The organism is Giesbergeria sp., from assembly GCF_028686475.1.
Taxonomy (GTDB): domain Bacteria; phylum Pseudomonadota; class Gammaproteobacteria; order Burkholderiales; family Burkholderiaceae_C; genus Simplicispira.
Genome location: NZ_JAQUCA010000001.1, coordinates 1 through 21,603, shown reverse-complemented (window position 1 = coordinate 21,603; position 21,603 = coordinate 1). Strand labels below are relative to the sequence as shown.

The window sequence follows — 21,603 nt, the reverse complement described above, 5'->3', positions numbered from 1 at the left end:
CGGCAAGATTAACCGAAGATGCACCATCGCGGTGCAGTTATTACCCGCAGTAGGCTTCTACAATCGCCCCATGCCGCAAACCTTTGATGTCTGTATCCGTGGTGCCGGTGTGGTTGGCCACACCTTGGCGCTTTTATTGGCGCGCGAGAGGCTGCGCGTAGCGCTGGTGGGCAGCAGTGCGCCAGCGTCTGGCCCCGATGTGCGCGCTTATGCGCTCAACGCCGCCTCGCGCCAGTTGCTCGAATCCTTACGCACTTGGCCCGATGCCATCCACGCCTGCCCGGTACTGCAAATGCAAGTGCGTGGCGATCAAGATGGTGCTTTGGACTTTGATGCCGCCAGCCAAGGGACCGAAGCACTGGCGTGGATTGTCGATGTGCCCGCCCTAGAGACCCGGCTGTCCGAGGCCGTGCGCTACCAACCCCAAGTAGAGCGCGTAACAGCTCCGGTGGCGGCCCCTCTGACCATCATTTGCGAAGGCCGCGCCAGCCAAACCCGTGCCGAGTTGGGGGTTGATTTTGAGGTCATGCCTTATGCCCAACATGCCATCGCCACCCGCTTGGTATGCGAGCAGCCCCACGGCTACACCGCCCGGCAATGGTTTGCCCAAGGCAGCATCTTGGCCTTGTTGCCGCTAGAGGGCCACAACGGCCATGAAGTCGCGGTGGTGTGGTCGGTGCCCGCAGAGCAGGCAGCCCCCTTGCTGGCACTCAACGACGATGCCTTCAGCCAAGCTATCACCGAAGCCAGCCAAGGCGCATTAGGCACACTGACCCTGCACGCAGCACGCAGCGCTTGGCCCTTGCAACAAGCCCAAGCCGAGCGCTGGTGCGGCCCAGTGTTGCACCACGGCCAGCCCAGCGCCGAAAGTTGGGTATTGGCAGGCGATGCCGCGCACAATGTTCACCCACTGGCCGGGCAAGGTTTGAACCTAGGCTTAGGCGATGCCCAAGCCTTGGCGCGCACCCTGAGCCAGCGCGAAGACTGGCGCAGTGTGGCCGATGTGCGCCTGCTGCGCCGCTACGAACGCGAGCGCAAAGCAGCCCTACTGCCGGTGGGTTTATTGATGGATGGCCTACAACAGCTGTTCTCGCGCCCCGAAGCGCCGTTGCAAGCCCTGCGCAACTGGGGCATGAACAGCTTTGAACGCAGCGGCCCGCTGAAACACTGGATGGCTCGCCGTGCGATGGGTAGCCATTGAACCCACCACTTTTTTGTTTGCTTGATATGACCTTCATTCGCACCTTGCTGGCCGCTGCCAGCTTGGGCGTAGCTTTGAGTGCTACAGCCCAAGAATCTGCCATTCGCACCACCTTGGTCGAGCGCATTCCACAACTGGAAAAAATCGACGAAATCCGCCCCACCCCCATGAAGGGCTTGTACGAAGTGCGTGTGGGCACGGATCTGTTCTACACCGATGCCAAGGGTAACTTTCTCATCCAAGGCGAGTTGATTGACACCCAAGCGCGGCGCAACCTGACCGAAGACCGCATCAAACAACTCACGGCGGTAGATTTCAATGCCCTGCCTTTACAAGATGCGTTTGTGACCGTGCGCGGCAATGGCAAGCGCCGCTTGGTGGTGTTTGCCGACCCCAACTGCGGTTATTGCAAACGCTTTGAACGCGATTTGCTGAATGTGGACAACATCACCATCCACACCTTTTTGTACCCTATTCTTAGCCCCGACTCGGCAGAAAAATCGCGCAATATCTGGTGCGCCAAAGACCGCCTCGTCGCTTGGAACGACTGGATGCTGCGCGATAAAACCCCGCCTGCCGCCAGCTGCGATACCGCCGCACTGCAACGCAATTTGGCCTTTGGCAAAAAACACAAAATCACCGGCACGCCCACGTTGTTGTTTACCAATGGTGTACGCATTCCCGGTGCCGTTGGCAGTGCCGAGATTGAAAAACGCCTGACCGAAATAGAAAACACGGCCAGCAAAGCCCCATAAGCCGAGCCGCGCGTTTTATGTCCAGCACCATCTTGACTGCCCCAGCGCCAGCCTGCCATTACCGCATCACCATTGCCGATGTACACGCGCATTTGTTCCATGTCAGACTGACGATTGCCGAGCCGTTGGCAGAACAAGTGTTGTCATTGCCCGTGTGGATTCCGGGCAGCTACTTGGTGCGTGAATTTGCCAAAAACCTGCAAAACCTGCGCGCCCACCAAGCCGGTCGGCCGGTGGCCTTGCAGCAGCAGAGCAAACAACGCTGGCAGGCGGCCTGCCAAACCGGCCAGCCATTGGTGCTGGAGTACCAGGTCTATGCCAATGACCCCTCGGTACGCACCGCCAGTTTGGATGCACAGCGTGGCTTTTTCAATGGCACCAGCCTTTGCCTGCGTGCCGAAGGCTTGACCGAGCAGGCTTGCCTGCTGGACATCGTCGCGCCCGGCCAGCTTACCGAGCAAGCCGCTTGGCAATGTGCCACGGCATTGACCCCGGTACAAATCGATGCCCACGGCTTTGGCTGCTACCAAGCCGCCGATTACGACGAACTGGCCGACAGCCCGGTAGAAATGGGCGCTTTCTGGAGTGCCAACTTCATGGCGGCGGGCGTGCCCCATCGGTTGGTAGTTGCTGGGGCCACGCCAGCGTTTGACGGCCAACGTTTGTTGCAAGATACCCAGCGCATCTGCGAAACAGTGATTGCCTTTTGGCATGGCACCGAGCCGCCACCGTTTCAAAACTATGTTTTTCTGCTAAACGCCACGGCAGACGGCTATGGTGGGCTAGAGCATCGCCACTCCACCGCGCTGATTTGCGCGCGCAAAGATTTGCCCCGTCTAGGCCAAGCGTCCACCAGCGAGGGCTATACCACGCTGCTGGGCCTCATCAGCCACGAATACTTCCACACTTGGAACGTGAAACGCCTGCGCCCTGCCGAGTTTGCCCGTTACGACTACCACCAAGAAAACTACACCCAGCTGCTGTGGTTTTTTGAAGGGTTTACCAGCTATTACGATGACCTGCTGCTGCACCGCGCTGGCCTCATCGACGATGCCAGCTACCTCAAGCTGCTAGGCAAAACCATTGCCCAGGTGCAACAAACCCCCGGACGGCTGCTGCAAACCGTGGCCCAAGCCAGCTTTGATGCCTGGGTCAAATACTACCGCCAAGACGAAAACACCCCCAACGCGACCATCAGCTACTACACCAAGGGCGCACTGGTGGCCTTGTGCCTAGATTTAACGCTGCGCCAAGAAGGCCAAACCAGTTTGGATGCTGTGATGCAGGCGCTGTGGCAACGCTGCGCCGGTGGCCCCATGACCGAGGCCGATGTGCGTGCCGTGTTATTGCAGCTGGCCGGACGCAGTTTGGATGCGGAACTAGACGCTTGGGTACACAGCACCGCAGAATTGCCCGTAGCAGCGCTGTTGGCGGCCCACGGCATGGAGGCCAGCACCGAGCCAGCACCTATCGCCCAAGCTTTGGGCCTGCGCGCCACGGATAAAAACGGTATCCGGGTGCAAGGGGTGTTGCGCGGTAGCTTGGCCGAACGTGCTGGCTTGGCCGCAGGCGATGAATGGTTGGGCCTGGAAGTGCAAGGCCAAGGCTGGCGCTTGCAGCAGCTGGCCGATGTGCCCCTGTATGCTGGCCATGCCACACAAGTCACGGCCTTGGTGGGCCGGGGCGACCGGCTATTGCGGTTGGCACTAGAACTGCCCGCCGCAGATGCGGCTACCACCGTAGGCCACTGGAAAATAACCGATGCCACACGCGCCAGCCAGTGGTTATCTGGCCGCTGAAACCGAGCTGTCTTGCAGCTTGGTTATATTGGCGGGCTGCATTCCCCATAAACCCTAGGAGATACCATGAGCTACGAAATGATTGAAGTGCGCGTCGAAGCCGAAAAAGTCGGCATCATCACCCTGAACCGCCCCAAGCAACTCAACGCCCTGAACGACCAACTGATGGACGAGCTGGGCGCAGCCCTCAAAGCCTTTGATGCCGACGAAAAAATCGGCTGCATGATCATCACGGGCAGCGAAAAAGCCTTTGCCGCAGGCGCAGACATTGGCGCGATGGCCACTTACAGCTTTGCCGATGTCTATAAGGGCGAATACATCACGCGCAACTGGGAAACCATCCGCACCATTCGCAAGCCCGTAATTGCCGCTGTCAGTGGTTTTGCCTTGGGCGGTGGCTGCGAATTGGCCATGATGTGCGATTTCATCATTGCTGCCGACAACGCCAAGTTTGGCCAACCAGAAATCAAGCTGGGCGTGATTCCCGGTGCTGGCGGTACGCAACGCCTGCCGCGCGCTGTGGGCAAAGCCAAAGCGATGGACATGGCCCTGACCGGCCGCATGATGAACGCCGAAGAAGCCGAACGCGCTGGCTTGGTCAGCCGCGTCGTCGCAGCGGACAAACTGCAAGAAGAAGCCTTGGGTGCCGCCCTCATCATCAGCGACTTCTCACAAATTGCTGTCATGGCAGCCAAAGAATCGGTCAACCGCGCTTTTGAAGGCAGCTTGGCCGATGGCATCACGTTCGAGCGCCGCTTGTTCCACTCTTTGTTTGCCACTTCTGACCAAAAAGAAGGCATGGACGCTTTTGTCAACAAGCGCAAGGCCGTCTTCACACACCAATAATTTTTGCGCTATAATCTTGGTCGTTCGGTGATATAGCTCAGTTGGTTAGAGCGCAGCATTCATAATGCTGATGTCGGTGGTTCAAATCCACCTATCACCACCACACACCCGAACAAACCCCGCCAGCTGAAACCAGTTGGCGGGGTTTTTCATTGGAAAAATGCACCGGTGCCACCGTGATTGCGCTGCACAGCAAGGCAACCTGCTGGCGCTGCCTACCCCCCACACACCCGCAATACCTCGCCCCCATAGGCTTGCAACTTTTTAGCCCCCATGCCGCTGATGCCTTGTAAATCGGCCAGCGTGCGCGGCTGCTGCTGGGCAATCGCGGCCAGCGTGGCATCATGAAAAATGACATAGGCGGGTAAGCCATGCTCACGTGCCACTTCCGCGCGCCACGCCTTGAGGTTGATAAAACGCGCCAAAGCGGCTTGGTCTAGGCCCTCGGCCACTGGGGGCAGGCTGGCGGCTGGACGGCGCTGGCGCTGTGTGCGTTCGCGTCCGCTGGTCGGGGCCACCACCGAGGCACGCAGACGCACCTGTCGCTCGCCGCGCAGCACGGCGCGCGAGGCATCGGTCAGGCACAGGGTATCAAAGCTGTGGCCGTTGTCCAATTGCACTTTGTGCAAGCCTACCGCGCCGGTGGCCAGCAACTGGCGCAGCACGGCGCGCAATTGCAGTTCGGTAAATTCTGGCCCCATGCCAAAGGTAGAGAGCTTGTCGTGGCCGTGTTGCACGATTTTTTCGGTGCTTTTGCCACGCAACACATCCAGCGTGTGCTGGGTACCAAAATTGAGGCCGCTGGCCTGCTGGATGCGGTAGATGGTCGATAGCAACTTGCGCGCGCAATCGGTGGCATCCCACACTTCGGGTGGGTGCAGGCAGTTATCACAATTGCCGCAGGGCGCGGAGGCTTCGTCAAAATAGGCCAGCAGGCGCACGCGGCGGCAATCGGTGGCTTCGGCCAGCGCCAGCAGGGCTTCTAATTTGCCGCGCAACGCCTGCTTAAACTCCTCTGCGGCCGGGCTTTCGTCAATCATGCGCCGTTGGTTGACTACATCGCTCAGACCATAGGCCATCCACGCATGGGCCGCCAAGCCATCACGGCCCGCACGGCCCGTTTCTTGGTAATAGCCCTCGATGTTTTTGGGCATATCCACATGGCCGACAAAGCGCACATCGGGCTTATCAATGCCCATGCCAAAGGCGATGGTGGCCACCATGACGATGCCATCTTCGCGCAAAAAGCGGTTTTGGTGTTGTTGACGCAATTCAGCAGGCAAACCGGCATGGTAGGGCAGGGCGTTGATGCCCGCATGGGCCAGCACGGCGGCCAGCTCTTCGACCCGTTTGCGCGATTGGCAATACACCACCCCAGCATCGCCCAGATGCTCTTCTTTGATGAAGCGCAGCAACTGGCCGGTCACATCTTTGCCCTTTTCGGCAATGGTGTAGCGGATATTGGGCCGGTCAAAACTGCTCACGAACAAGCGCGCCTCTTCCAGCTGCAAGCGCTCGATGATGTCGGCGCGCGTCAGGGCATCAGCGGTGGCCGTCAGGGCGATGCGCGGCACGCTGGGGTAGCGCTCGTGCAGTACGCTCAGGGCGCGGTATTCGGGGCGGAAGTCATGGCCCCATTGGCTCACGCAATGGGCTTCGTCAATCGCAAACAGGCCCAAGCCGCCTTGTTGGTGCAGTGCATCCAGCAGCGCTAAAAAGCGCGGCGTATTCACGCGCTCGGGGGCGGCATACAGCAGGGTGATGGTACCGCTACGCAGGCGCTGTTCTACGTCTTGGGCTTGCTGCCAATCGAGTGTTGAATTGAGGAAGGCGGCCTCCACCCCGGCCTCGTGCAGCGCACCCACTTGGTCTTGCATCAGGGCAATCAAGGGCGAGACCACAATCGCCACGCCTTGGCCCTGCTGCTGGCGCACAATGGCCGGTATTTGGTAGCACAATGATTTGCCGCCGCCGGTGGGCATCAACACCAAGGCATCGCCGCCAGCAATTACATGCTCCACAATCGCCTGTTGCGAGCCACGAAACTGCGGATAGCCAAAAGTGTGGTTCAAAACCGAAAGAGCAGCGGACACAGCAAGGGCCTTTATAGGAAAGTGCAGGGGAAAGTGGTGCAGCGGTGGCAAACCATCGCGCTATTGTGCGCTGCGGCCCTTATTGCGGAAAAATAGCGCTTTTCTCCACTAGCAAAATACATCTATGCCCATCTACGAATACGCCTGCCAAGACTGTGGCCACGCCTTTGAAACCCTGGTGCGCTCAGGCAGCGCGCCCGAATGCCCGCAGTGCCATTCGCAACAGTTAGCCAAGCAATTGTCGGTGTTTGCTACCACCAACGAGGCCGCCCGCACCGTGCCCCTGCCCAGCAATCCTTGTGGCAGTTGCCATAGCCCCGGCGGGCCGGGTGCTTGTCCATTTGCATAAAGTGATGCTTTTTTTGCATAAATATAGCCGATAAGGCAAAGACAAAATTCGGGCGACTTCATAAAATCGTCACTCCCAGCCGCCGGGCTAGGTTTACCTTTGCCTAGCGTGGCGGCTGGTGCCTTTCAAGCCGTTTTTTCAAAGACAGCGCAGCACTGATGGGTTTGCTTTTTTTGAAAAACCGTTTTTTAATTGAAGGACTCTCCCCGATGAACGCACCTACCATGCAGGGCTTGAATATCAACGCCCCCAGTTACGTCAAAAATGCCCGCCTATTGGCTTGGGTGGCCGATATGGTCGCCCTGTGCAAGCCCGCCAACATCGTTTGGTGCGATGGCTCGCAAGAAGAATACGACCGCCTGTGCCAACAACTGGTGGACGCTGGCACCTTCAAAAAGCTCAACCCTGCCAAGCGCCCCGGCAGCTTTTTGGCCTGGTCGGACCCGTCTGACGTAGCCCGTGTCGAAGACCGTACCTACATCTGCTCGGCCAAAAAAGAAGACGCTGGCCCGACCAACAACTGGATGGAGCCCGCAGAGATGCGCGCCACCCTCAACCCCTTGTTTGACGGTTGTATGCAAGGCCGCACCATGTACGTGGTGCCGTTTAGCATGGGCCCACTGGGCAGCCACATTGCCCACATTGGTGTCGAGCTGACCGATAGCGCCTACGTGGCCGTGAACCAAAAGCTCATGACGCGCATGGGCAAGGCCGTCTATGACGTGCTGGGCGTGGATGGCGAGTTTGTGCCTTGCATGCACACCGTAGGCGCACCCTTGGCCGAAGGCCAAAAAGACGAAACCTCTTGGCCTTGCAACCCCAAGGTCAAGTACATCGTGCATTACCCCGAAACACGCGAAATCTGGTCTTACGGCTCTGGCTACGGCGGCAATGCGCTGCTGGGCAAAAAGTGCTTGGCGCTGCGTATCGCCTCGAACATGGGCCGCGACCAAGGCTGGCTGGCCGAACACATGCTGATTTTGGGCGTGACCAACCCCCAAGGAAAAAAATACCATATCGCTGCCGCCTTCCCTAGCGCCTGCGGCAAGACTAACTTCTCCATGCTGGTGCCCCCAGCGGGTTTTGACGGCTGGAAAGTCACCACCATTGGTGACGACATCGCCTGGATTAAGCCCCATGCCGACGGCAAGATGTACGCCATCAACCCCGAAGCCGGTTACTTTGGCGTGGCCCCCGGCACCAACACTCTGACCAACCCCAACTGCATGGCCAGTTTGGACAAGAACGTCATCTTCACCAACGTGGCCCTGACCGACGATGGCGATGTGTGGTGGGAAGGCATGGAAAAAGATGCTGGCAAGACCCCTGAGCATCTGATCGACTGGCAAGGCAAAGACTGGACACCCGCCATTGCCAAAGAAACCGGCGCTAAGGCGGCCCACCCCAACGCCCGCTTTACCGTGGCTGCCACCAACAACCCCGCCTTGGATGCCCAATGGGACGACCCCGCTGGTGTGCCGATTGACGCTTTCATCTTCGGTGGCCGCCGCTCCACCACCGTGCCGCTGGTGACCGAAGCGCGCACTTGGATGGAAGGTGTCTATATGGCCGCCACGATGGGTTCGGAAACCACCGCCGCCGCCTTTGGCGCCCAAGGCGTGGTGCGCCGTGACCCGTTCGCCATGCTGCCCTTCTGCGGCTACAACATGAGCGACTACTTCCAGCACTGGCTGGATATGGAACACAAGCTGGAAGAATCGGGCCACACCCTGCCCAAGATTTTCTGCGTCAACTGGTTCCGCAAGGACGAGGCTGGCAAGTTTGTTTGGCCCGGCTATGGCGACAACATGCGCGTACTCAAGTGGATGCTCGACCGCATCGAAGGTCAAGCCCAAGGCCAAGAGACCATGTTCGGGATTGCACCCCAGTATGCCGAAATCACCTGGACCGGCTTGGAGTTCAGCGCCGAGCAGTTCAACACCGTGACCAGCATCGACAAGGCCGCTTGGGAGCAAGAATTCAAGTCACACGACGCGCACTTTGAGCTGCTGTCGTACCACATGCCACAAGCGTTGATTGACACCAAGAACGCACTGGAGCAACGTTTGGCCGCCCTTTAATCCAGAGGGCGCACTGCTGGTGCCTGCCGGTAGTGCCGTGGCAGCGCTAATTTAGCGGGAGTGAACCTCCCGCTATTTTTTTGCCCCTGCCCAGCACGATGCAAGCGTATCCGCAGCGGTGGTGCAGCGCTAGAATCGTTGCACACAGCTTGCCAGATTGGGCAGATACGGAGCGATTTTTATGGCTACTCCTTATTGGACATTGGATCAGGTCTATGCCCAACTGAACTCAGGCCGCCAATGGCCGGGCAGTGTCATTACCTATGCGTTTCCGGCCAGCCCCAGCGGAACCTATGGGCAGGGCGAGGCGGCTTTGTTCAGGGCGGCCAATGCGAACCAACAGCTTCTGATGGCGCAAGCGCTGCAAACTTGGGACGATTTAATCGCCCCGAATGTCCGGCAGACCACGACCGCAGGCTCCAATATTGAGTTTGCCTATACGCGCTCGAACATTGGCTACGCGCACGCCTATTACCCCACGGCAGGCAGCGTCTGGTTCAATGGGGCGGAACCCAGCCTGACTTCGCCAAACATTGGTAGCTATGGTTTTTTCACCCTGGTCCATGAGATTGGCCATGCACTCGGGCTAGACCATATGGGCGATTACAACGGAGAGGGGGCCTTTGCGCCCTCGTCGTTTCAAGACTCCAGCGTTTTGTCGGTCATGTCGTATTTTGGGCCTCGTGGTTCTTCGTCGCAGCGCTCGAATGAGGTGATGCAGGCCGATTGGCAAGCGGCGAACGGGGAGTATTACTCGCCCCAAACCCCGATGCTCCATGATGTGGCAGTGATTCAGCGCATCTATGGTGCTTCCAGCACCACCCGCACCGAGGACACCGTGTATGGCTTTGCCAGCAATATCAGCGGCACCTCGGCCAATTTGTACGATTTCACGCTGAATCGATACCCGATTCTGACCATTTTTGATTCTGCTGGGCAAGATACCATCAACTTGGGTGGCTTTGCCAGTGCTTCCAATTTATCGTTGCTGGAGGGTAGCTACTCCTCGTGCAATGACATGAGTTACAACTTGGCTATCGCCTACGATTGTGTCATCGAAAACGCGGTCACCGGCAGCGGTGCAGATCGTATTACCGGCAATGCTGTTGCCAACCGCATTGATGCCGGTGCTGGAGATGATGTTATTCTGGGGGGCGAGGGCGACGATGTGTTGATTGGTGGTTTGGGCAATGACAGCATTGATGGTGGGCCGGGCAATGACATTGCCGTGTTGGCAGGCCCCTTGGAAAGTTACAGCTTCCACTACGATGCGCTGCGTAATCTGTACACGATTGCTGCTGCGGCCACCGATTCCAACGTTTTTTCAAATGTCGAATATTTTCAGTTTAGCGATGTGCTGCGCCCGGCTGAACAGTTGCTCAACACCGAAGACCGTACCGCCCCGACCTTGCTCAGCCAAACCCCGGCGGACAATGCTACCGCCGTGGACGCCGGGGCTAATTTGGTGTTGACCTTTTCAGAAGCCGTACAGGTGGGCAGCGGTGAGGTGGTAATTTACAACGCCAACGGCAGTGTGGCACGGGTGATAGCGGTTAGTGATGCCACGCAAGTCTCGGTGTCGGGAAACCGCGTGACCATCAACCCAGCGGCTGATTTGGCCGCTGGTGGCAGTTACTACGTGCAAATAGCACCGGGGGCGCTGAAAGACTTGGCGGGCAATGCCTTTGCCGGTGTGGTCGGCAGTAGCAGCTGGAACTTCAGCACCGCCACCCCGGTGCTGAATGACGATTACAGCAACTCGACCAATACCGTTGGGTTGGTGACAGCCAATGGAGCCGCTACCACAGGCAATATCAACTACCAAGACGATGCCGATTTGTTCAAGGTCTATCTGACCGCAGGTACCAGTTACACCTTCACACTGGCGCGCACCGCTGGTGGGCTGACGGACCCCTATTTGCAACTTTACAGCGCCGGGGTGGAGCTGATTACCTATGACGATGACAGCGCTGGGGATGGCAACGCTGCCATTACCTATACCGCCAGCAACAGCGGCCTGTACTATCTGGCCGCGTGGGATTACCACACTGGCACGGGGGCTTACCAGCTCAGCGCCGTCACAGCACCAGACGATTACCCTTGGTCTGCCGCCACCACCGGCCAAGTGGTGGTCGGTGGTAGCGCTACCGTGGGCCAAATCAACACCGTGGGGGATGCCGATTTGTTCAAAGTCACCCTCACGGCGGGGCGTACCTACACCTTTGCGTTGTCGCGCTCGGACAATGCTGGTTTGAGCGATCCTTACCTGCTCCTGTACGGGCCTGACCTGACCGAGTTGGACTTTGACGACGAAAGTGGCGGCGATGGCAATGCCAAAATTACCTTCTCGGCCAGCACCAGCGGTACCTATTATTTGGGGGCGGTGGACTACGACACCGGCACCGGCGCTTATCGGCTTAGCGCCCACCTCCGACCCGACGATTACCCTTGGTCTGCCAGCACCACGGGTGTGGTGCTGGTGAATGGGGAGTCCAGTGCAGGCACCATCGAGACCGTGGATGATGCCGATTTATTCAAGGTAGCACTCCAAGCCGGTACGACTTACACCTTTGCGCTGTCGCGCTCGGGCAGCACGGGCCTGAACGATCCTTATCTGCTGCTGTATGGGCCAGATTTAACCAAACTCAGTGTTGACGATGAAAGTGGTGGCAATCGCAATGCCCAAATCACCTTCACCGCCCAGAGCAATGGCACTTATTACTTGGGGGCGCTGGACTACGATGCAGGCATCGGCAGTTACACCTTGCGTGCCACCATAGGCGGTTATGGCGTGCTGCAAGGCACGGCACAGGCTGATGTGTTGATTGATGAGGCGGCCAGCTCGCAAATCTATGGCTTAGAGGGCAACGATTGGATCGAAGGTGGTGCGGGCAATGACCTGATCGATGGCGGTGCTGGCGTGGATTGGGCTTGGTATGCCGGTGCACTCAGTGAATACAGCCTGACCGGCAGCAATAACCGCTGGACGCTGACCGACCAGCTGGCCTTGGATGGTATCGACACCTTGGTCTCGGTGGAGCGGCTCAGTTTTGCGGATGTGAACCTGGCTTTGGACATGGATGTCCGCCAAGCCGGAGGCCAAGCCGCCCTGCTGGTGGGGGCTGCGCTGGGGCCAGAATGGCTGGACAACCGTCCTCTGCTGGGCGTGTTGCTGGATTACTTGGATGCCGGGCACAGTTTGGCGGATGCCGCATCGGTGCTGGTGGATGCCGGAATCATGCGCGACTTTGCCGGGGGCGCTTCCAATCGGGCCTTGGCCGAGTGGCTGTACCGCAATGTGACCGATGCCCCGCTGGACAATGCCATCATCGGTCAATGGACAGGGCTGATGGACAGTGGCGCTTACACCCAAGCCGCACTTTTAACGGCAGTGGCCACCATGCCCGCAAATCAAGACCACATCCACTTGGTGGCCTTGGCCGCCCACGGATTGGAGTTTTTGTAACCGTTATCAGCCGCGCGGCTTGAGCAAATTGCCCAGCACCGCCAGTAGTTCTGGCGCCGCACTTTGCACGCTGGCTGGCAGTTGGCCATTGGGCGTGAGCTGGTCAATCAAGCCGGGCAGCAGTTGCGATAGCTGGTTGGCGGTATCGCTTTGGCCTAAACCCAGCTGTGCCGCTATCTGGGCCAATGGCCCCTCGCCCAACACCTGGCCCAGTTGATCGCCCGATAGGGCCGCATTGGGGCCACTGCCCAACCACGAAGCCACTAAATTGCCCAATCCGGCTTGCTGAAACCGCTCCAACAACCCCGGCAGACCGCCTACGGGGCTTTTTTGCGGGTCGAGCAGCTCCAGCACTATTTGCACCAACTGCGGATTGTTAGCGGCCATACTTATCAAATTGCCCAGACCGCCGCCGCCCAACGGGCTGCCAGCGCTGCCGTTTTGTGCCGCGCCATTGAGCACCGCACCGAGTACCGAATCGAGTAAACCCATCAAAAATCTCCTTGCCCAACTTGTCTGCGGGCTGATAATGGCCCTAATGTATCCGCCTTCGGCTTTGGCTTGAGACAGCAGATTTTCTAGGTTTTTTTTGCACAGCGTTTTGAGAAGCACGATGGGTGAATTTGATGTGATTGCGCGCTACTTCACCCGCCCCACGCGCCGGGCGGTGTTGGGCGTGGGCGACGATTGCGCTTTGCTGCAACCGAGTGCCGGGATGCAACTGGCCATTTCCAGCGATATGCTGGTAGAAGGGCGGCATTTTTTTGCGGGCACCGACCCCACCCGCTTGGGGCACAAAGCGCTGGCCGTCAACTTGAGCGACTTGGCCGCCTGTGGTGCCAAGCCGCTGGCCTTTACGCTGGCGCTGGCGCTGCCCGCTGTGGATGCAGCGTGGCTGCAAGGCTTCTCGGGTGGCTTGCTGGCGCTGGCCGATGCCCACGGCTGCGAGCTGATTGGTGGCGACACCACCCAAGGGCCGCTCACTATCTGCATTACCGTGTTGGGCGAAGTGCCTGCTGGTCAGGCACTCTTGCGCCGGGGTGCTGGCGTGGGCGATGATATTTATGTGAGTGGCCAGGTGGGCGATGCCCGTTTGGCGCTAGAACACCTGTGGGGCCATATCGCCCTGCCTGCTGCGCTGCTGGCACCGGCACAGCAACGGTTAGAGGCCCCGACCCCGCGCGTCGCTTTGGGGCAAGCCTTGCGCGGCATCGCCACGGCAGCTTTGGACATCAGCGATGGCCTGTTGGGCGATTTGGGCCATTTGCTGCGTGCCTCGGGGGTTGGTGCTTGTATGGATAGCGCCCGCACCAGCGCTCTGCTGGCCGCACAAGCCAGTGCCAATGCCAGCGGTCAGCCTTTGGCCGAGGAACTGGTGCGCCAATGCACCTTGGCCGGGGGGGATGATTACGAACTGCTGTTTACCGCTGCACCCACCCAGCGCCAAGCGGTGCAAGCCGCCGCCCAAGCCAGCGCCACGCCAGTCACGCGCATTGGCACGATTGAAGTGGAACCGGGTGTGCGTTTGTTGGATGCACAAGGCCAGCCTTTGTCTTGCGCCCACTATGCCTCGTTTGACCACTTTGCCCCAGCCTAAACCGACACCACCTCCGCTTGCGGGCAGGGCTACAATCGCTGCAAGATTCATGCCCTTTTTGATGAACCGCCTCTTCACCCTCCCCTTCCTTGCTTGTCTGGCTGTCGCCCCGTTCACGTTGGCGCACGCCGAAAAAGCCGACCGCCAACAGCCCATGAACATCGAGGCCGATGCCCTGCGCCACGATGAATTGCAACAAACCAGCGTCTTTACCGGGCGCGTGGTACTCACCAAAGGTTCTATCGTATTGCGTGGCGAGCGCCTAGAGGTGCGCCAAGATGCCGAAGGCCACCAATCGGGCACTGTCACGGCGGCCAGTGGCCAGCGCGCTTTTTTCCGACAAAAACGTGACACTGCCCCCGGTGCCCCAGAAGAATTTGTCGAAGGCGAAAGCGAACGCATCGAATACAACGGCCGCACCGACACCGTGCGCCTACTGCGCCGCGCCGAGTTGCGCCGCTACCAAGGCAGCCGGGTACAAGACGAGCTTTCCGGTGCCGTGATTGTCTATAACAACCTGACCGATGTGTTCAGCGTGGATGGCCAAGCCACCAAGCCCGATGGCAGCGCTGCCCCCGGTGGCCGGGTGCGGGCAATTTTGGCCCCCAAACCGACCGCAGCGGCAGCACCAACGCCACCGGCGGCAGGTGCAGCAAATGCAGCTTCTGCCACGCCCTTGCGCGCCAGTCCGGCGTTGGGCAGCCCCAAGCCATGAATGCACCCGTCGCCGCGCCAGCAACATCCAGCGGCAGCCGCTTAGAGGTGCTGCATCTGGCCAAATCCTATGGCAGCCGCAAGGTGGTCAAAGATGTCTCGTTGGTGGTAGAAAAGGGCGAAGTGGTGGGGCTGCTCGGCCCCAATGGTGCGGGCAAAACCACTTCGTTTTACATGATTGTGGGCCTGCTGCCCAGCGATGGCGGTGATATTCGTATTGATGGCCAATCGGTGGTGCGGATGCCGATTCACAAACGCTCGCGCTTAGGGCTATCGTATCTGCCGCAAGAAGCCTCTATTTTTCGCAAACTCACGGTGCAAGAAAATGTGCGCGCCGTATTAGAGCTGCAACAAGACAGCCACGGCCAAGCCTTGTCCAAGGCCGAGGTAGAGCAGCGCTTGCACACTTTGCTAGAAGAATTGCGCGTGGACCATCTGCGCGACTCGCCCGCGCTGGCGCTATCGGGTGGCGAGCGCCGCCGGGTAGAAATTGCCCGCGCTTTGGCCACGCAACCGCGCTTTATTTTGTTGGATGAGCCTTTTGCCGGCATTGACCCGATTGCGGTGATTGAAATCCAGCGCATCATTGGTTTTTTGAAGGCGCGCGGTATTGGCGTGCTGATTACCGACCACAACGTGCGCGAGACGCTGGGCATTTGCGACCACGCCTGCATCATCAGCGATGGCCGCGTGCTGGCCCAAGGCACGCCGTCGGAGATTGTCAACAACGCCGAGGTGCGCCGGGTGTACCTGGGCGAACATTTCCGTATGTGAGATGAAGCCCGGCCTGTCTCTGCGCGTATCGCAGCACCTGACCCTGACGCCGCAGTTGCAGCAGTCGATTCGGCTGTTGCAGCTGTCCACGCTGGAGTTGGGCCAAGAAGTCGAGCAGATGCTGGCCGACAACCCCTTTTTAGAGCGCAACCCCGACGAAGCCCCGCGCGAGGAGTTCGGTTTGGCCCAAGCCGACACCCCTGCACCGTCCGAGGAGCCAGTGGCCGAGTGGGCACCGCCGCTCAGCACGGCTTCTAGCAGCACCACCGATACCAGCACCACCGATACCAGTAGCAGTGACAGCAGCAGTGACAGCAGCACCGAAACCCTGGATTGGGAGGGTGATGGCAGCGTCGATATGGCCCCCGACGATAGCGAATGGGGCGGCGATGCCCCAGCCTCTGGCCGCAACAACGACGACGAGGCCGAAGTCAGTGCCGCCGATTTGGCGCATGGCCACGAATCCTTAGCTGCTTTTTTGCACCGGCAAACGCTGGGCCTGCGCCTAGCGCCAGAGGACAAGGCCGCGCTGTATTTCCTCATTGAGTCACTGAACGAAAACGGCTATTTAGAAGATTCACTCGAAGCCTTGGCCCAAGAGCTGGCCGGAGATGAGCATCCAGAGCAAATTGAGCAGTTGCTGCACCATTTCACGGTAGCGCTGCATTTGTTGCAAACCCTAGAGCCGGTGGGCGTGGGTGCGCGCGACTTGGCCGAATGCCTGCGGCTGCAATTGACCGCTTTGGCCGCCCAGCCCCAATCCGGCCAAGCGCCCGAAACGATTGCGCTGGCGCTGCAACTGTGCCAACAACCCTTAGACGGGCTGGCGCGCCGCGATGTGCGCCGCTTGGCGCAAACTTGCGCCGCCACCGAAGAGCAAACCCGTGCCGCGATGGCTTTGATTGCCCGTTTAGAGCCGCGTCCGGGGCGGCCTTTTGTCTCAGTAGAGCGCAATGCCATCATCCCCGATGTTTTGGTGCGCCGCATGGGGCATGGACAAGGCGGGCACCAATTTAGCGTGCAGCTCAACCCCGAAGTCATGCCGCGCCTGCGCGTCCACGATATTTATGCCGGAGCCTTGCGTGGCCGTCGCCAAGACGAAGGCCACCAAGCCTTGCAACAGCGCTTGCAAGAAGCGCGTTGGTTCATTAAGAACATCCAACAGCGTTTTGACACCATTTTGCGTGTTTCGCAAGCCATCGTAGAGCGGCAAAAAAACTTCTTTGTGCATGGTGAGTTGGCCATGCGCCCGCTGGTGCTGCGCGATATTGCCGATGCACTCGGTCTGCACGAGTCCACCATCTCGCGCGTGACCACGGCCAAATACATGGCCACGCCGCAGGGCACTTACGAGTTGAAATACTTTTTTGGCTCGGGTTTGGGCACCGACAGCGGGGGCAATGCCTCTAGCACTGCCGTGCGCGCGCTCATCAAGCAGTTTATTGCGGCTGAAAATCCGGCCAAACCGCTGTCCGATAGCCAATTGGCCGAAATGCTGAAAGAGCAAGGCATTGAATGCGCGCGCCGCACCGTGGCCAAATACCGCGAAGGCCTGAAAATTCCTACCGCTACGTTACGCAAAATTTTGTAGCCGGTTCTCATCCTTGGGGCATCTCTGCCGCTGTCAGTCCCGGTGCAGGAGGTGCAAGCCGAGCCGCTTTTTTCTTCCCAGAAGTTTCACAGGAGGGGCGATGGCCCGTGTTGTTTTTGAACTGCCAGCGCAGTTTACTTTTTCTACCGAACTACCGATTTACATCAGCCACATCAACCACGGCCAACATTTGGACAATGCCCAGCTGCTGGCGCTGGTGGGCGAGGCGCGCACGCGCTTTTTTACTGCTTTAGGCTACACCGACCGCGATGCCGAAGGGCTGGCCTTGGTAGTGGGCGATGTGGTGGTGCAATACCAGTCGGAAGCGCTGTATGGCGAGACCCTGCGCATTGACATGAGCCCAGCAGACTTTAACAAGTACGGCTTTGATTTGGTGTTTCGTATCACCGATACCTGCCAAGGCCGGGCGGTAGCCAAGGGCAAGCAAGGGCTGGTGTTTACCGACCCGCAAGACCACAAAGTGCGTCCATTGCCTGCGGCACTGCTGGTGAAATTAGGACAAAACTGATGAATCAGCTGCAAATTTTTCTGCCCTGCGCCGCTGGCGTAGAGGGCTTTTTGGCTGATGAAGTGCATCAGCTTACCGGCCTGACCGGCCATGATTTGCTCATGGGGCGCGGTGGCGTGCTACTGCGTGCCTCTTGGCGTGATGCGCTGCTGCTCAATTTGCACTGCCGCTTGGCCCAGCGCGTGCTGGTGCAACTGGCGCACCAGCCCTATCGCTCCGAAAATGAGCTGTACGAGCTGGCCAGCAGTGTGGCCTGGGAGATTTGGTTTACACCACGCCAGAGTTTCAAAATCGAAGTGACTGCCCAGCACAGCCCGCTGAACAGTCTTAATTTTGCCGCCTTGCGCGTCAAAGATGCGGTGGCGGATCGCTTTCGGGCCAAAACCGGGGTGCGTCCGGATGTGAATACCCAATGGCCGGATGTGCGTATCCACCTGCACCTGACCACCGACCAAGCCACCGTGTATATCGACACCTCGGGCGAGTCCTTGTTCAAACGCGGTTGGCGCGAAGACAAAGGCGATGCCCCTTTGAAAGAAACCCTGGCCGCCGCCATGATTGCCGCCACCGGTTGGGATCCGCATAGTGAAGCGCCCTTGCCCCTGTACGACCCCTGCTGTGGCAGTGGTACGGTACTGATCGAGGCCGCACAAATCGCCTGCCGCATTGCCCCCGGTATGCGCCGCCGTTTTGCGTTTGAAAAGCTGCTGCCCTTCCAAGCCCATGTGTGGCAGGCACTGAAACAACAAGCCGCCAGCGCCGAACAAGCCAGCCCAGTGCCGATTTTTGGCAGCGATGTCTCGCACCGCATGGTGGATTTTGCCCAGCGCAACGCCGAGCGCGCTGGTGTGGGTACTACCGTGCAATTGCGTGGTGGCGATGCCTTGCAGCGTATGCCCCCTTGCGAGTCGCCGGGCATCATGCTGCTCAATCCGCCCTATGGCGAACGCATTGCCGCTGCCGGTAGTGCCGGGCGCAATGCCCACGACCGGGCAGCTGAACGCGCCAGCGGTGCCGCCGTGGGGCGCGAAGTGGCCCAGACCGAAGACGGTGGCGAGTTCTTCTTGCAACTGGCCGCGCACTGGAAGAAGCACTACACCGGCTGGCAGGCTTGGATGCTGACCCCAGATTTGAAACTGCCCGGCAAAATGCGCCTGAAAGAATCGCGCCGCGTGCCGATGTGGAATGGCCCGATTGAATGCCGTCTGTTCCGCTTTGATTTGGTGCAAGGCTCGACCAAGCCACGTCGCACCCCAGCAACTACCCCCGGAGCCAGTGACCATGCGGGTTGAACTGCGCTGGCCTTTGGCCGAGGATGGAGCGGCACCCGCACTGCCGCGCGCGCTGGTGTTGGACACCAACATCGTGCTGGACTTGCTGGTGTTCAATGACCCGGCCATTGCTTTGGTGCGCCAGTGCCTGCAACAGGGGAGCCTGCGCTGCTTGGCCACCCAAGCCATGCACGACGAGCTAGAGCGCGTGTTGGCCTATCCGCAAATTGCCCAGCGCGTCGCCTTTTATGGCCTCACGCCTGCACAGGTGCTGCAAGCCTATGGCCAACAGGTGCAATGGGTGGAGGTGCCCGCGCGGGCTTTGGCCATCTGCAAAGACACCGACGACCAAAAGTTTATTGATTTGGCCGCCGCCCACCACGCCCTGCTGCTCAGCAAAGACAAAGCGGTACTCAGCCTGCGTAAACGCCTGCTGCGCCAGCATGGTGCGTTGGTGGGTACGGTGTTGGTGGCTGCTGCTACCGATATTGGCATATCCTTATCTGCATAGGTACCAATAGACTGGGCCAAAATGTGCCGTTTTTATACCGGAGACCAGTACCGTGAAATTCGACAACGTTTTGCAGACCATTGGCAACACCCCCCATATCCGCATCAACCGCTTGTTTGGCGCGGGGGCTAACGTTTGGGTCAAGTCCGAGCGCGGCAACCCCGGTGGTTCCATCAAAGACCGCATCGCGCTGGCGATGGTCGAAGAGGCGGAACAATCGGGCGCACTGCAACCGGGTGGCACCATCATCGAGCCTACCAGCGGCAATACCGGCATTGGCTTGGCCTTGGTGGCCGCTGTTAAAGGGTACAAACTCATTTTGGTGATGCCCGATAGCATGAGCATCGAGCGCCGCCGCCTGATGCTGGCCTATGGTGCCCAGTTTGACCTGACCCCACGCGAAAAAGGCATGAAGGGGGCTATTGCCCGCGCTGAAGAGCTGAAGGCGCAAATCCCCGGCGCTTGGGTGCCGCAGCAGTTCGAGAACCCGGCCAATGTGGAGGTACACGTCCGCACCACGGCACAAGAAATTTTGGCCGATTTCCCCGATGGTCTGGATGCACTAATTACCGGCGTAGGCACGGGCGGCCACTTGACGGGCGTGGCCAAGGTACTCAAGGCGCAGTTTCCACAGATCAAGGTGTTTGCGGTGGAGCCTAGCGCCTCGCCGGTCATCAGCGGTGGCGCACCCGCGCCCCACCCGATTCAAGGGATTGGCGCTGGTTTTGTGCCGAAGAATTTAGACACCAGTTTGCTCGATGGCGTGATCCAAGTCGATGCTGAACCCGCGCGCGAATACGCACGCCGCGCTGCCCGCGAAGAGGGGCTGCTGGTGGGTATCTCGTCTGGGGCTACCTTGGCAGCGATTGCCCAAAAACTGCCCGAGCTGCCCGCTGGGGCCAAAGTGTTGGGCTTTAGCTACGATACCGGCGAGCGCTATTTGTCGGTCGAAGGCTTTTTGCCAGCCTGATTCTCCAGCGGCCCATAGGCCGCCATGAACGCCGCCACAGCGCGGCGCACGCTGGCCTCAATTTCTGCCGGGCTGACGCTCTCGAGCATTTGGCACAAAAAGCGGTCTAGCCATTCGGCTTCCAATAGGCCGCGCAGGTGCAGTGCGGCCACGCGGGCATTGGCTTGGCGCAATTGGCCTGCGTCCATCGCGCGCTGCAAAAACACAGCGGTGGCGGCCTCGCTGCGGACTGGGCCGAGTTCGTAGCACTGGCGGCCCAGCGCAGAGCGCCCGGCCTCGGCCACGGTCAGGCGGCGCACGGCCTGCACTGGGGGCGAATACAGCAGCGCCAGCAGCCGCTGGCCAAACTGTTGCAGCGCTGCGGTGATGTCGGGCAGCGTGGCATCCAGCGCTGCCAGCGTGGCCTGAAATTCGGCTTCGGTGGCCTCGAACACCATCACCGAAAACAGCTCCTCTTTCGAGGCAAAGTAGTTGTACAGCGTGGCCTTGGAGTACCCCAAGCGCGCGCAGATAGCGGCCATCGTGGTGCGCTCAAACCCCATTTCCTGAAAAACCACAGCGGCGGCATCCAAGATGGCTTGGCGTCTTGTCTCGGTTTTTGCGCGCATGTCAACTCCTTTATTTTTGAACCAATGGGTTCAGTTTAGCTTGATTTGGCCCAAAACCAAAGCTAAACTAAACCGACCAGTTTAATTAATGGAGGCGCTGGACGAGCAAATCGCGCTGCAACGCAACCGCCTGGCCGTGTTGCTGGGCGCAGGGCCAGACCGCGCGCTGTCGTTGGCTGCGCCCACCTTAAAGCTGGACCGGGCCTTTGGCCTGCCCGCCGATATTTCTGCCGACCTGCTGGGCCGCCGCCCCGACGTGGTGGCCGCGCGCCTGCGCGCCCAAGCGCTGGGCAGCCGCATCGCGCAAAAGAAGGCCGAGTTCTACCGTTCTGCAATACCTACGCAAATCTAATCATTTCTGATTAAATCTACCGATTGCTTCCTGCTTCACAGAGGCTGGTTTCACTCGGGTCTTACGACCCAAGCCAGTGCCTTCCTCTCCACAGGC

At 59.4% G+C, this 21,603-nt stretch carries 19 protein-coding genes and 1 tRNA gene; 17 read left to right on the top strand and 3 right to left on the bottom strand.

Features of this window, described 5'->3' with window-relative positions; translation table 11 throughout:
• Positions 1-70 precede the first annotated feature (70 nt).
• From PHX60_RS00100 to PHX60_RS00080, 5 genes are all read left to right on the top strand, one after another.
• Complete coding sequence (locus PHX60_RS00100; RefSeq protein ID WP_300072884.1) at positions 71-1,201, top strand: FAD-dependent monooxygenase; 1,131 nt, start codon at positions 71-73, stop codon at positions 1,199-1,201.
• Positions 1,202-1,227: 26 nt separating this feature from the next.
• A complete protein-coding gene (locus PHX60_RS00095) occupies positions 1,228-1,956 on the top strand; it encodes a DsbC family protein (RefSeq protein WP_300072883.1) in 729 nt (242 codons plus the stop codon).
• A 17-nt stretch (positions 1,957-1,973) separates the two neighbouring features.
• Positions 1,974-3,755 carry a peptidase M61 gene (locus tag PHX60_RS00090; protein WP_300072881.1) on the top strand — a complete coding sequence of 594 codons (1,782 nt, stop codon included), beginning with the start codon at positions 1,974-1,976 and terminating at the stop codon, positions 3,753-3,755.
• Between the two features lie 66 nt (positions 3,756-3,821).
• Entirely contained in the window at positions 3,822-4,601 is a 780-nt protein-coding gene (locus PHX60_RS00085; protein ID WP_300072879.1) for an enoyl-CoA hydratase, read from the top strand.
• Positions 4,602-4,627: 26 nt separating this feature from the next.
• Positions 4,628-4,704, top strand: a tRNA-Met gene (locus PHX60_RS00080).
• A gap of 112 nt (positions 4,705-4,816) precedes the next feature.
• Here PHX60_RS00080 and recQ read toward each other — a convergent pair.
• Complete coding sequence (recQ, locus tag PHX60_RS00075; protein ID WP_300072876.1) at positions 4,817-6,694, bottom strand: DNA helicase RecQ; 1,878 nt, start codon at positions 6,692-6,694, stop codon at positions 4,817-4,819.
• Between the two features lie 124 nt (positions 6,695-6,818).
• Here recQ and PHX60_RS00070 point away from each other — a divergent pair, with 124 nt between their 5' ends.
• The 3 genes from PHX60_RS00070 (at position 6,819) to PHX60_RS00060 (ending at position 12,590) form a co-directional block, all read left to right on the top strand.
• Positions 6,819-7,043 carry a zinc ribbon domain-containing protein gene (locus PHX60_RS00070; RefSeq protein ID WP_300072873.1) on the top strand — a complete coding sequence of 75 codons (225 nt, stop codon included), beginning with the start codon at positions 6,819-6,821 and terminating at the stop codon, positions 7,041-7,043.
• 209 nt (positions 7,044-7,252) lie between these two features.
• A complete protein-coding gene (locus tag PHX60_RS00065) occupies positions 7,253-9,124 on the top strand; it encodes a phosphoenolpyruvate carboxykinase (GTP) (protein WP_300072870.1) in 1,872 nt (623 codons plus the stop codon).
• 181 nt (positions 9,125-9,305) lie between these two features.
• On the top strand, positions 9,306-12,590 hold the full coding sequence (locus PHX60_RS00060) for an Ig-like domain-containing protein (protein WP_300072867.1): 3,285 nt from the start codon (positions 9,306-9,308) through the stop codon (positions 12,588-12,590).
• A 6-nt stretch (positions 12,591-12,596) separates the two neighbouring features.
• Here the strand turns inward: PHX60_RS00060 and PHX60_RS00055 are convergent, their stop codons facing one another.
• A complete protein-coding gene (locus PHX60_RS00055; RefSeq protein WP_300072866.1) occupies positions 12,597-13,082 on the bottom strand; it encodes a YidB family protein in 486 nt (161 codons plus the stop codon).
• Between the two features lie 121 nt (positions 13,083-13,203).
• On the opposite strand from PHX60_RS00055, the gene thiL reads away from it, so the two are divergent.
• The 8 genes from thiL (at position 13,204) to cysK (ending at position 20,547) form a co-directional block, all read left to right on the top strand.
• Entirely contained in the window at positions 13,204-14,187 is a 984-nt protein-coding gene (gene thiL / locus PHX60_RS00050; protein ID WP_300072863.1) for a thiamine-phosphate kinase, read from the top strand.
• A 58-nt stretch (positions 14,188-14,245) separates the two neighbouring features.
• On the top strand, positions 14,246-14,902 hold the full coding sequence (gene lptA, locus PHX60_RS00045) for a lipopolysaccharide transport periplasmic protein LptA (RefSeq protein WP_300073600.1): 657 nt from the start codon (positions 14,246-14,248) through the stop codon (positions 14,900-14,902).
• Positions 14,899-15,675: an LPS export ABC transporter ATP-binding protein gene (lptB, locus tag PHX60_RS00040; RefSeq protein ID WP_300072861.1), complete on the top strand. Its 777-nt coding sequence runs from the start codon at positions 14,899-14,901 to the stop codon at positions 15,673-15,675. Before lptA ends, lptB begins: the two co-directional genes overlap by 4 nt.
• A gap of 1 nt (position 15,676) precedes the next feature.
• On the top strand, positions 15,677-17,266 hold the full coding sequence (locus PHX60_RS00035) for an RNA polymerase factor sigma-54 (protein WP_300072859.1): 1,590 nt from the start codon (positions 15,677-15,679) through the stop codon (positions 17,264-17,266).
• A 100-nt stretch (positions 17,267-17,366) separates the two neighbouring features.
• Positions 17,367-17,795 carry a thioesterase family protein gene (locus PHX60_RS00030; protein WP_300072857.1) on the top strand — a complete coding sequence of 143 codons (429 nt, stop codon included), beginning with the start codon at positions 17,367-17,369 and terminating at the stop codon, positions 17,793-17,795.
• Entirely contained in the window at positions 17,795-19,087 is a 1,293-nt protein-coding gene (locus PHX60_RS00025; RefSeq protein WP_300072854.1) for a THUMP domain-containing protein, read from the top strand. The genes PHX60_RS00030 and PHX60_RS00025 overlap by 1 nt, the downstream gene beginning before the upstream one ends.
• Entirely contained in the window at positions 19,077-19,577 is a 501-nt protein-coding gene (locus PHX60_RS00020; protein WP_300072851.1) for a putative toxin-antitoxin system toxin component, PIN family, read from the top strand. The genes PHX60_RS00025 and PHX60_RS00020 overlap by 11 nt, the downstream gene beginning before the upstream one ends.
• A 52-nt stretch (positions 19,578-19,629) precedes the next feature.
• A complete protein-coding gene (cysK, locus tag PHX60_RS00015; RefSeq protein WP_300072848.1) occupies positions 19,630-20,547 on the top strand; it encodes a cysteine synthase A in 918 nt (305 codons plus the stop codon).
• On the opposite strand, the gene PHX60_RS00010 is transcribed toward cysK, so the two are convergent.
• Positions 20,514-21,155, bottom strand: coding sequence for a TetR/AcrR family transcriptional regulator (locus PHX60_RS00010; protein WP_300072845.1), 642 nt, complete (start codon positions 21,153-21,155; stop codon positions 20,514-20,516). The genes cysK and PHX60_RS00010 overlap by 34 nt on opposite strands.
• A gap of 88 nt (positions 21,156-21,243) precedes the next feature.
• Here PHX60_RS00010 and PHX60_RS00005 point away from each other — a divergent pair, with 88 nt between their 5' ends.
• Positions 21,244-21,507: a hypothetical protein gene (locus PHX60_RS00005; RefSeq protein WP_300072842.1), complete on the top strand. Its 264-nt coding sequence runs from the start codon at positions 21,244-21,246 to the stop codon at positions 21,505-21,507.
• The last annotated feature ends 96 nt before the right edge of the window (positions 21,508-21,603 follow it).

What these genes read in the sequence shown, in the direction of transcription:
- PHX60_RS00100 (WP_300072884.1), top strand. Translation starts at nt 71, where the DNA reads ATGCCGCAAACCTTTGATGTCTGTATCCGTGGTGCCGGTGTGGTTGGC.
- PHX60_RS00095 (WP_300072883.1), top strand. Translation starts at nt 1,228, where the DNA reads ATGACCTTCATTCGCACCTTGCTGGCCGCTGCCAGCTTGGGCGTAGCT.
- PHX60_RS00090 (WP_300072881.1), top strand. Translation starts at nt 1,974, where the DNA reads ATGTCCAGCACCATCTTGACTGCCCCAGCGCCAGCCTGCCATTACCGC.
- PHX60_RS00085 (WP_300072879.1), top strand. Translation starts at nt 3,822, where the DNA reads ATGAGCTACGAAATGATTGAAGTGCGCGTCGAAGCCGAAAAAGTCGGC.
- PHX60_RS00070 (WP_300072873.1), top strand. Translation starts at nt 6,819, where the DNA reads ATGCCCATCTACGAATACGCCTGCCAAGACTGTGGCCACGCCTTTGAA.
- PHX60_RS00065 (WP_300072870.1), top strand. Translation starts at nt 7,253, where the DNA reads ATGAACGCACCTACCATGCAGGGCTTGAATATCAACGCCCCCAGTTAC.
- PHX60_RS00060 (WP_300072867.1), top strand. Translation starts at nt 9,306, where the DNA reads ATGGCTACTCCTTATTGGACATTGGATCAGGTCTATGCCCAACTGAAC.
- PHX60_RS00055 (WP_300072866.1), bottom strand. Translation starts at nt 13,082, where the DNA reads ATGGGTTTACTCGATTCGGTACTCGGTGCGGTGCTCAATGGCGCGGCA.
- thiL (WP_300072863.1), top strand. Translation starts at nt 13,204, where the DNA reads ATGGGTGAATTTGATGTGATTGCGCGCTACTTCACCCGCCCCACGCGC.
- lptB (WP_300072861.1), top strand. Translation starts at nt 14,899, where the DNA reads ATGAATGCACCCGTCGCCGCGCCAGCAACATCCAGCGGCAGCCGCTTA.
- PHX60_RS00035 (WP_300072859.1), top strand. Translation starts at nt 15,677, where the DNA reads ATGAAGCCCGGCCTGTCTCTGCGCGTATCGCAGCACCTGACCCTGACG.
- PHX60_RS00030 (WP_300072857.1), top strand. Translation starts at nt 17,367, where the DNA reads ATGGCCCGTGTTGTTTTTGAACTGCCAGCGCAGTTTACTTTTTCTACC.
- PHX60_RS00025 (WP_300072854.1), top strand. Translation starts at nt 17,795, where the DNA reads ATGAATCAGCTGCAAATTTTTCTGCCCTGCGCCGCTGGCGTAGAGGGC.
- PHX60_RS00020 (WP_300072851.1), top strand. Translation starts at nt 19,077, where the DNA reads ATGCGGGTTGAACTGCGCTGGCCTTTGGCCGAGGATGGAGCGGCACCC.
- PHX60_RS00010 (WP_300072845.1), bottom strand. Translation starts at nt 21,155, where the DNA reads ATGCGCGCAAAAACCGAGACAAGACGCCAAGCCATCTTGGATGCCGCC.
- PHX60_RS00005 (WP_300072842.1), top strand. Translation starts at nt 21,244, where the DNA reads ATGGAGGCGCTGGACGAGCAAATCGCGCTGCAACGCAACCGCCTGGCC.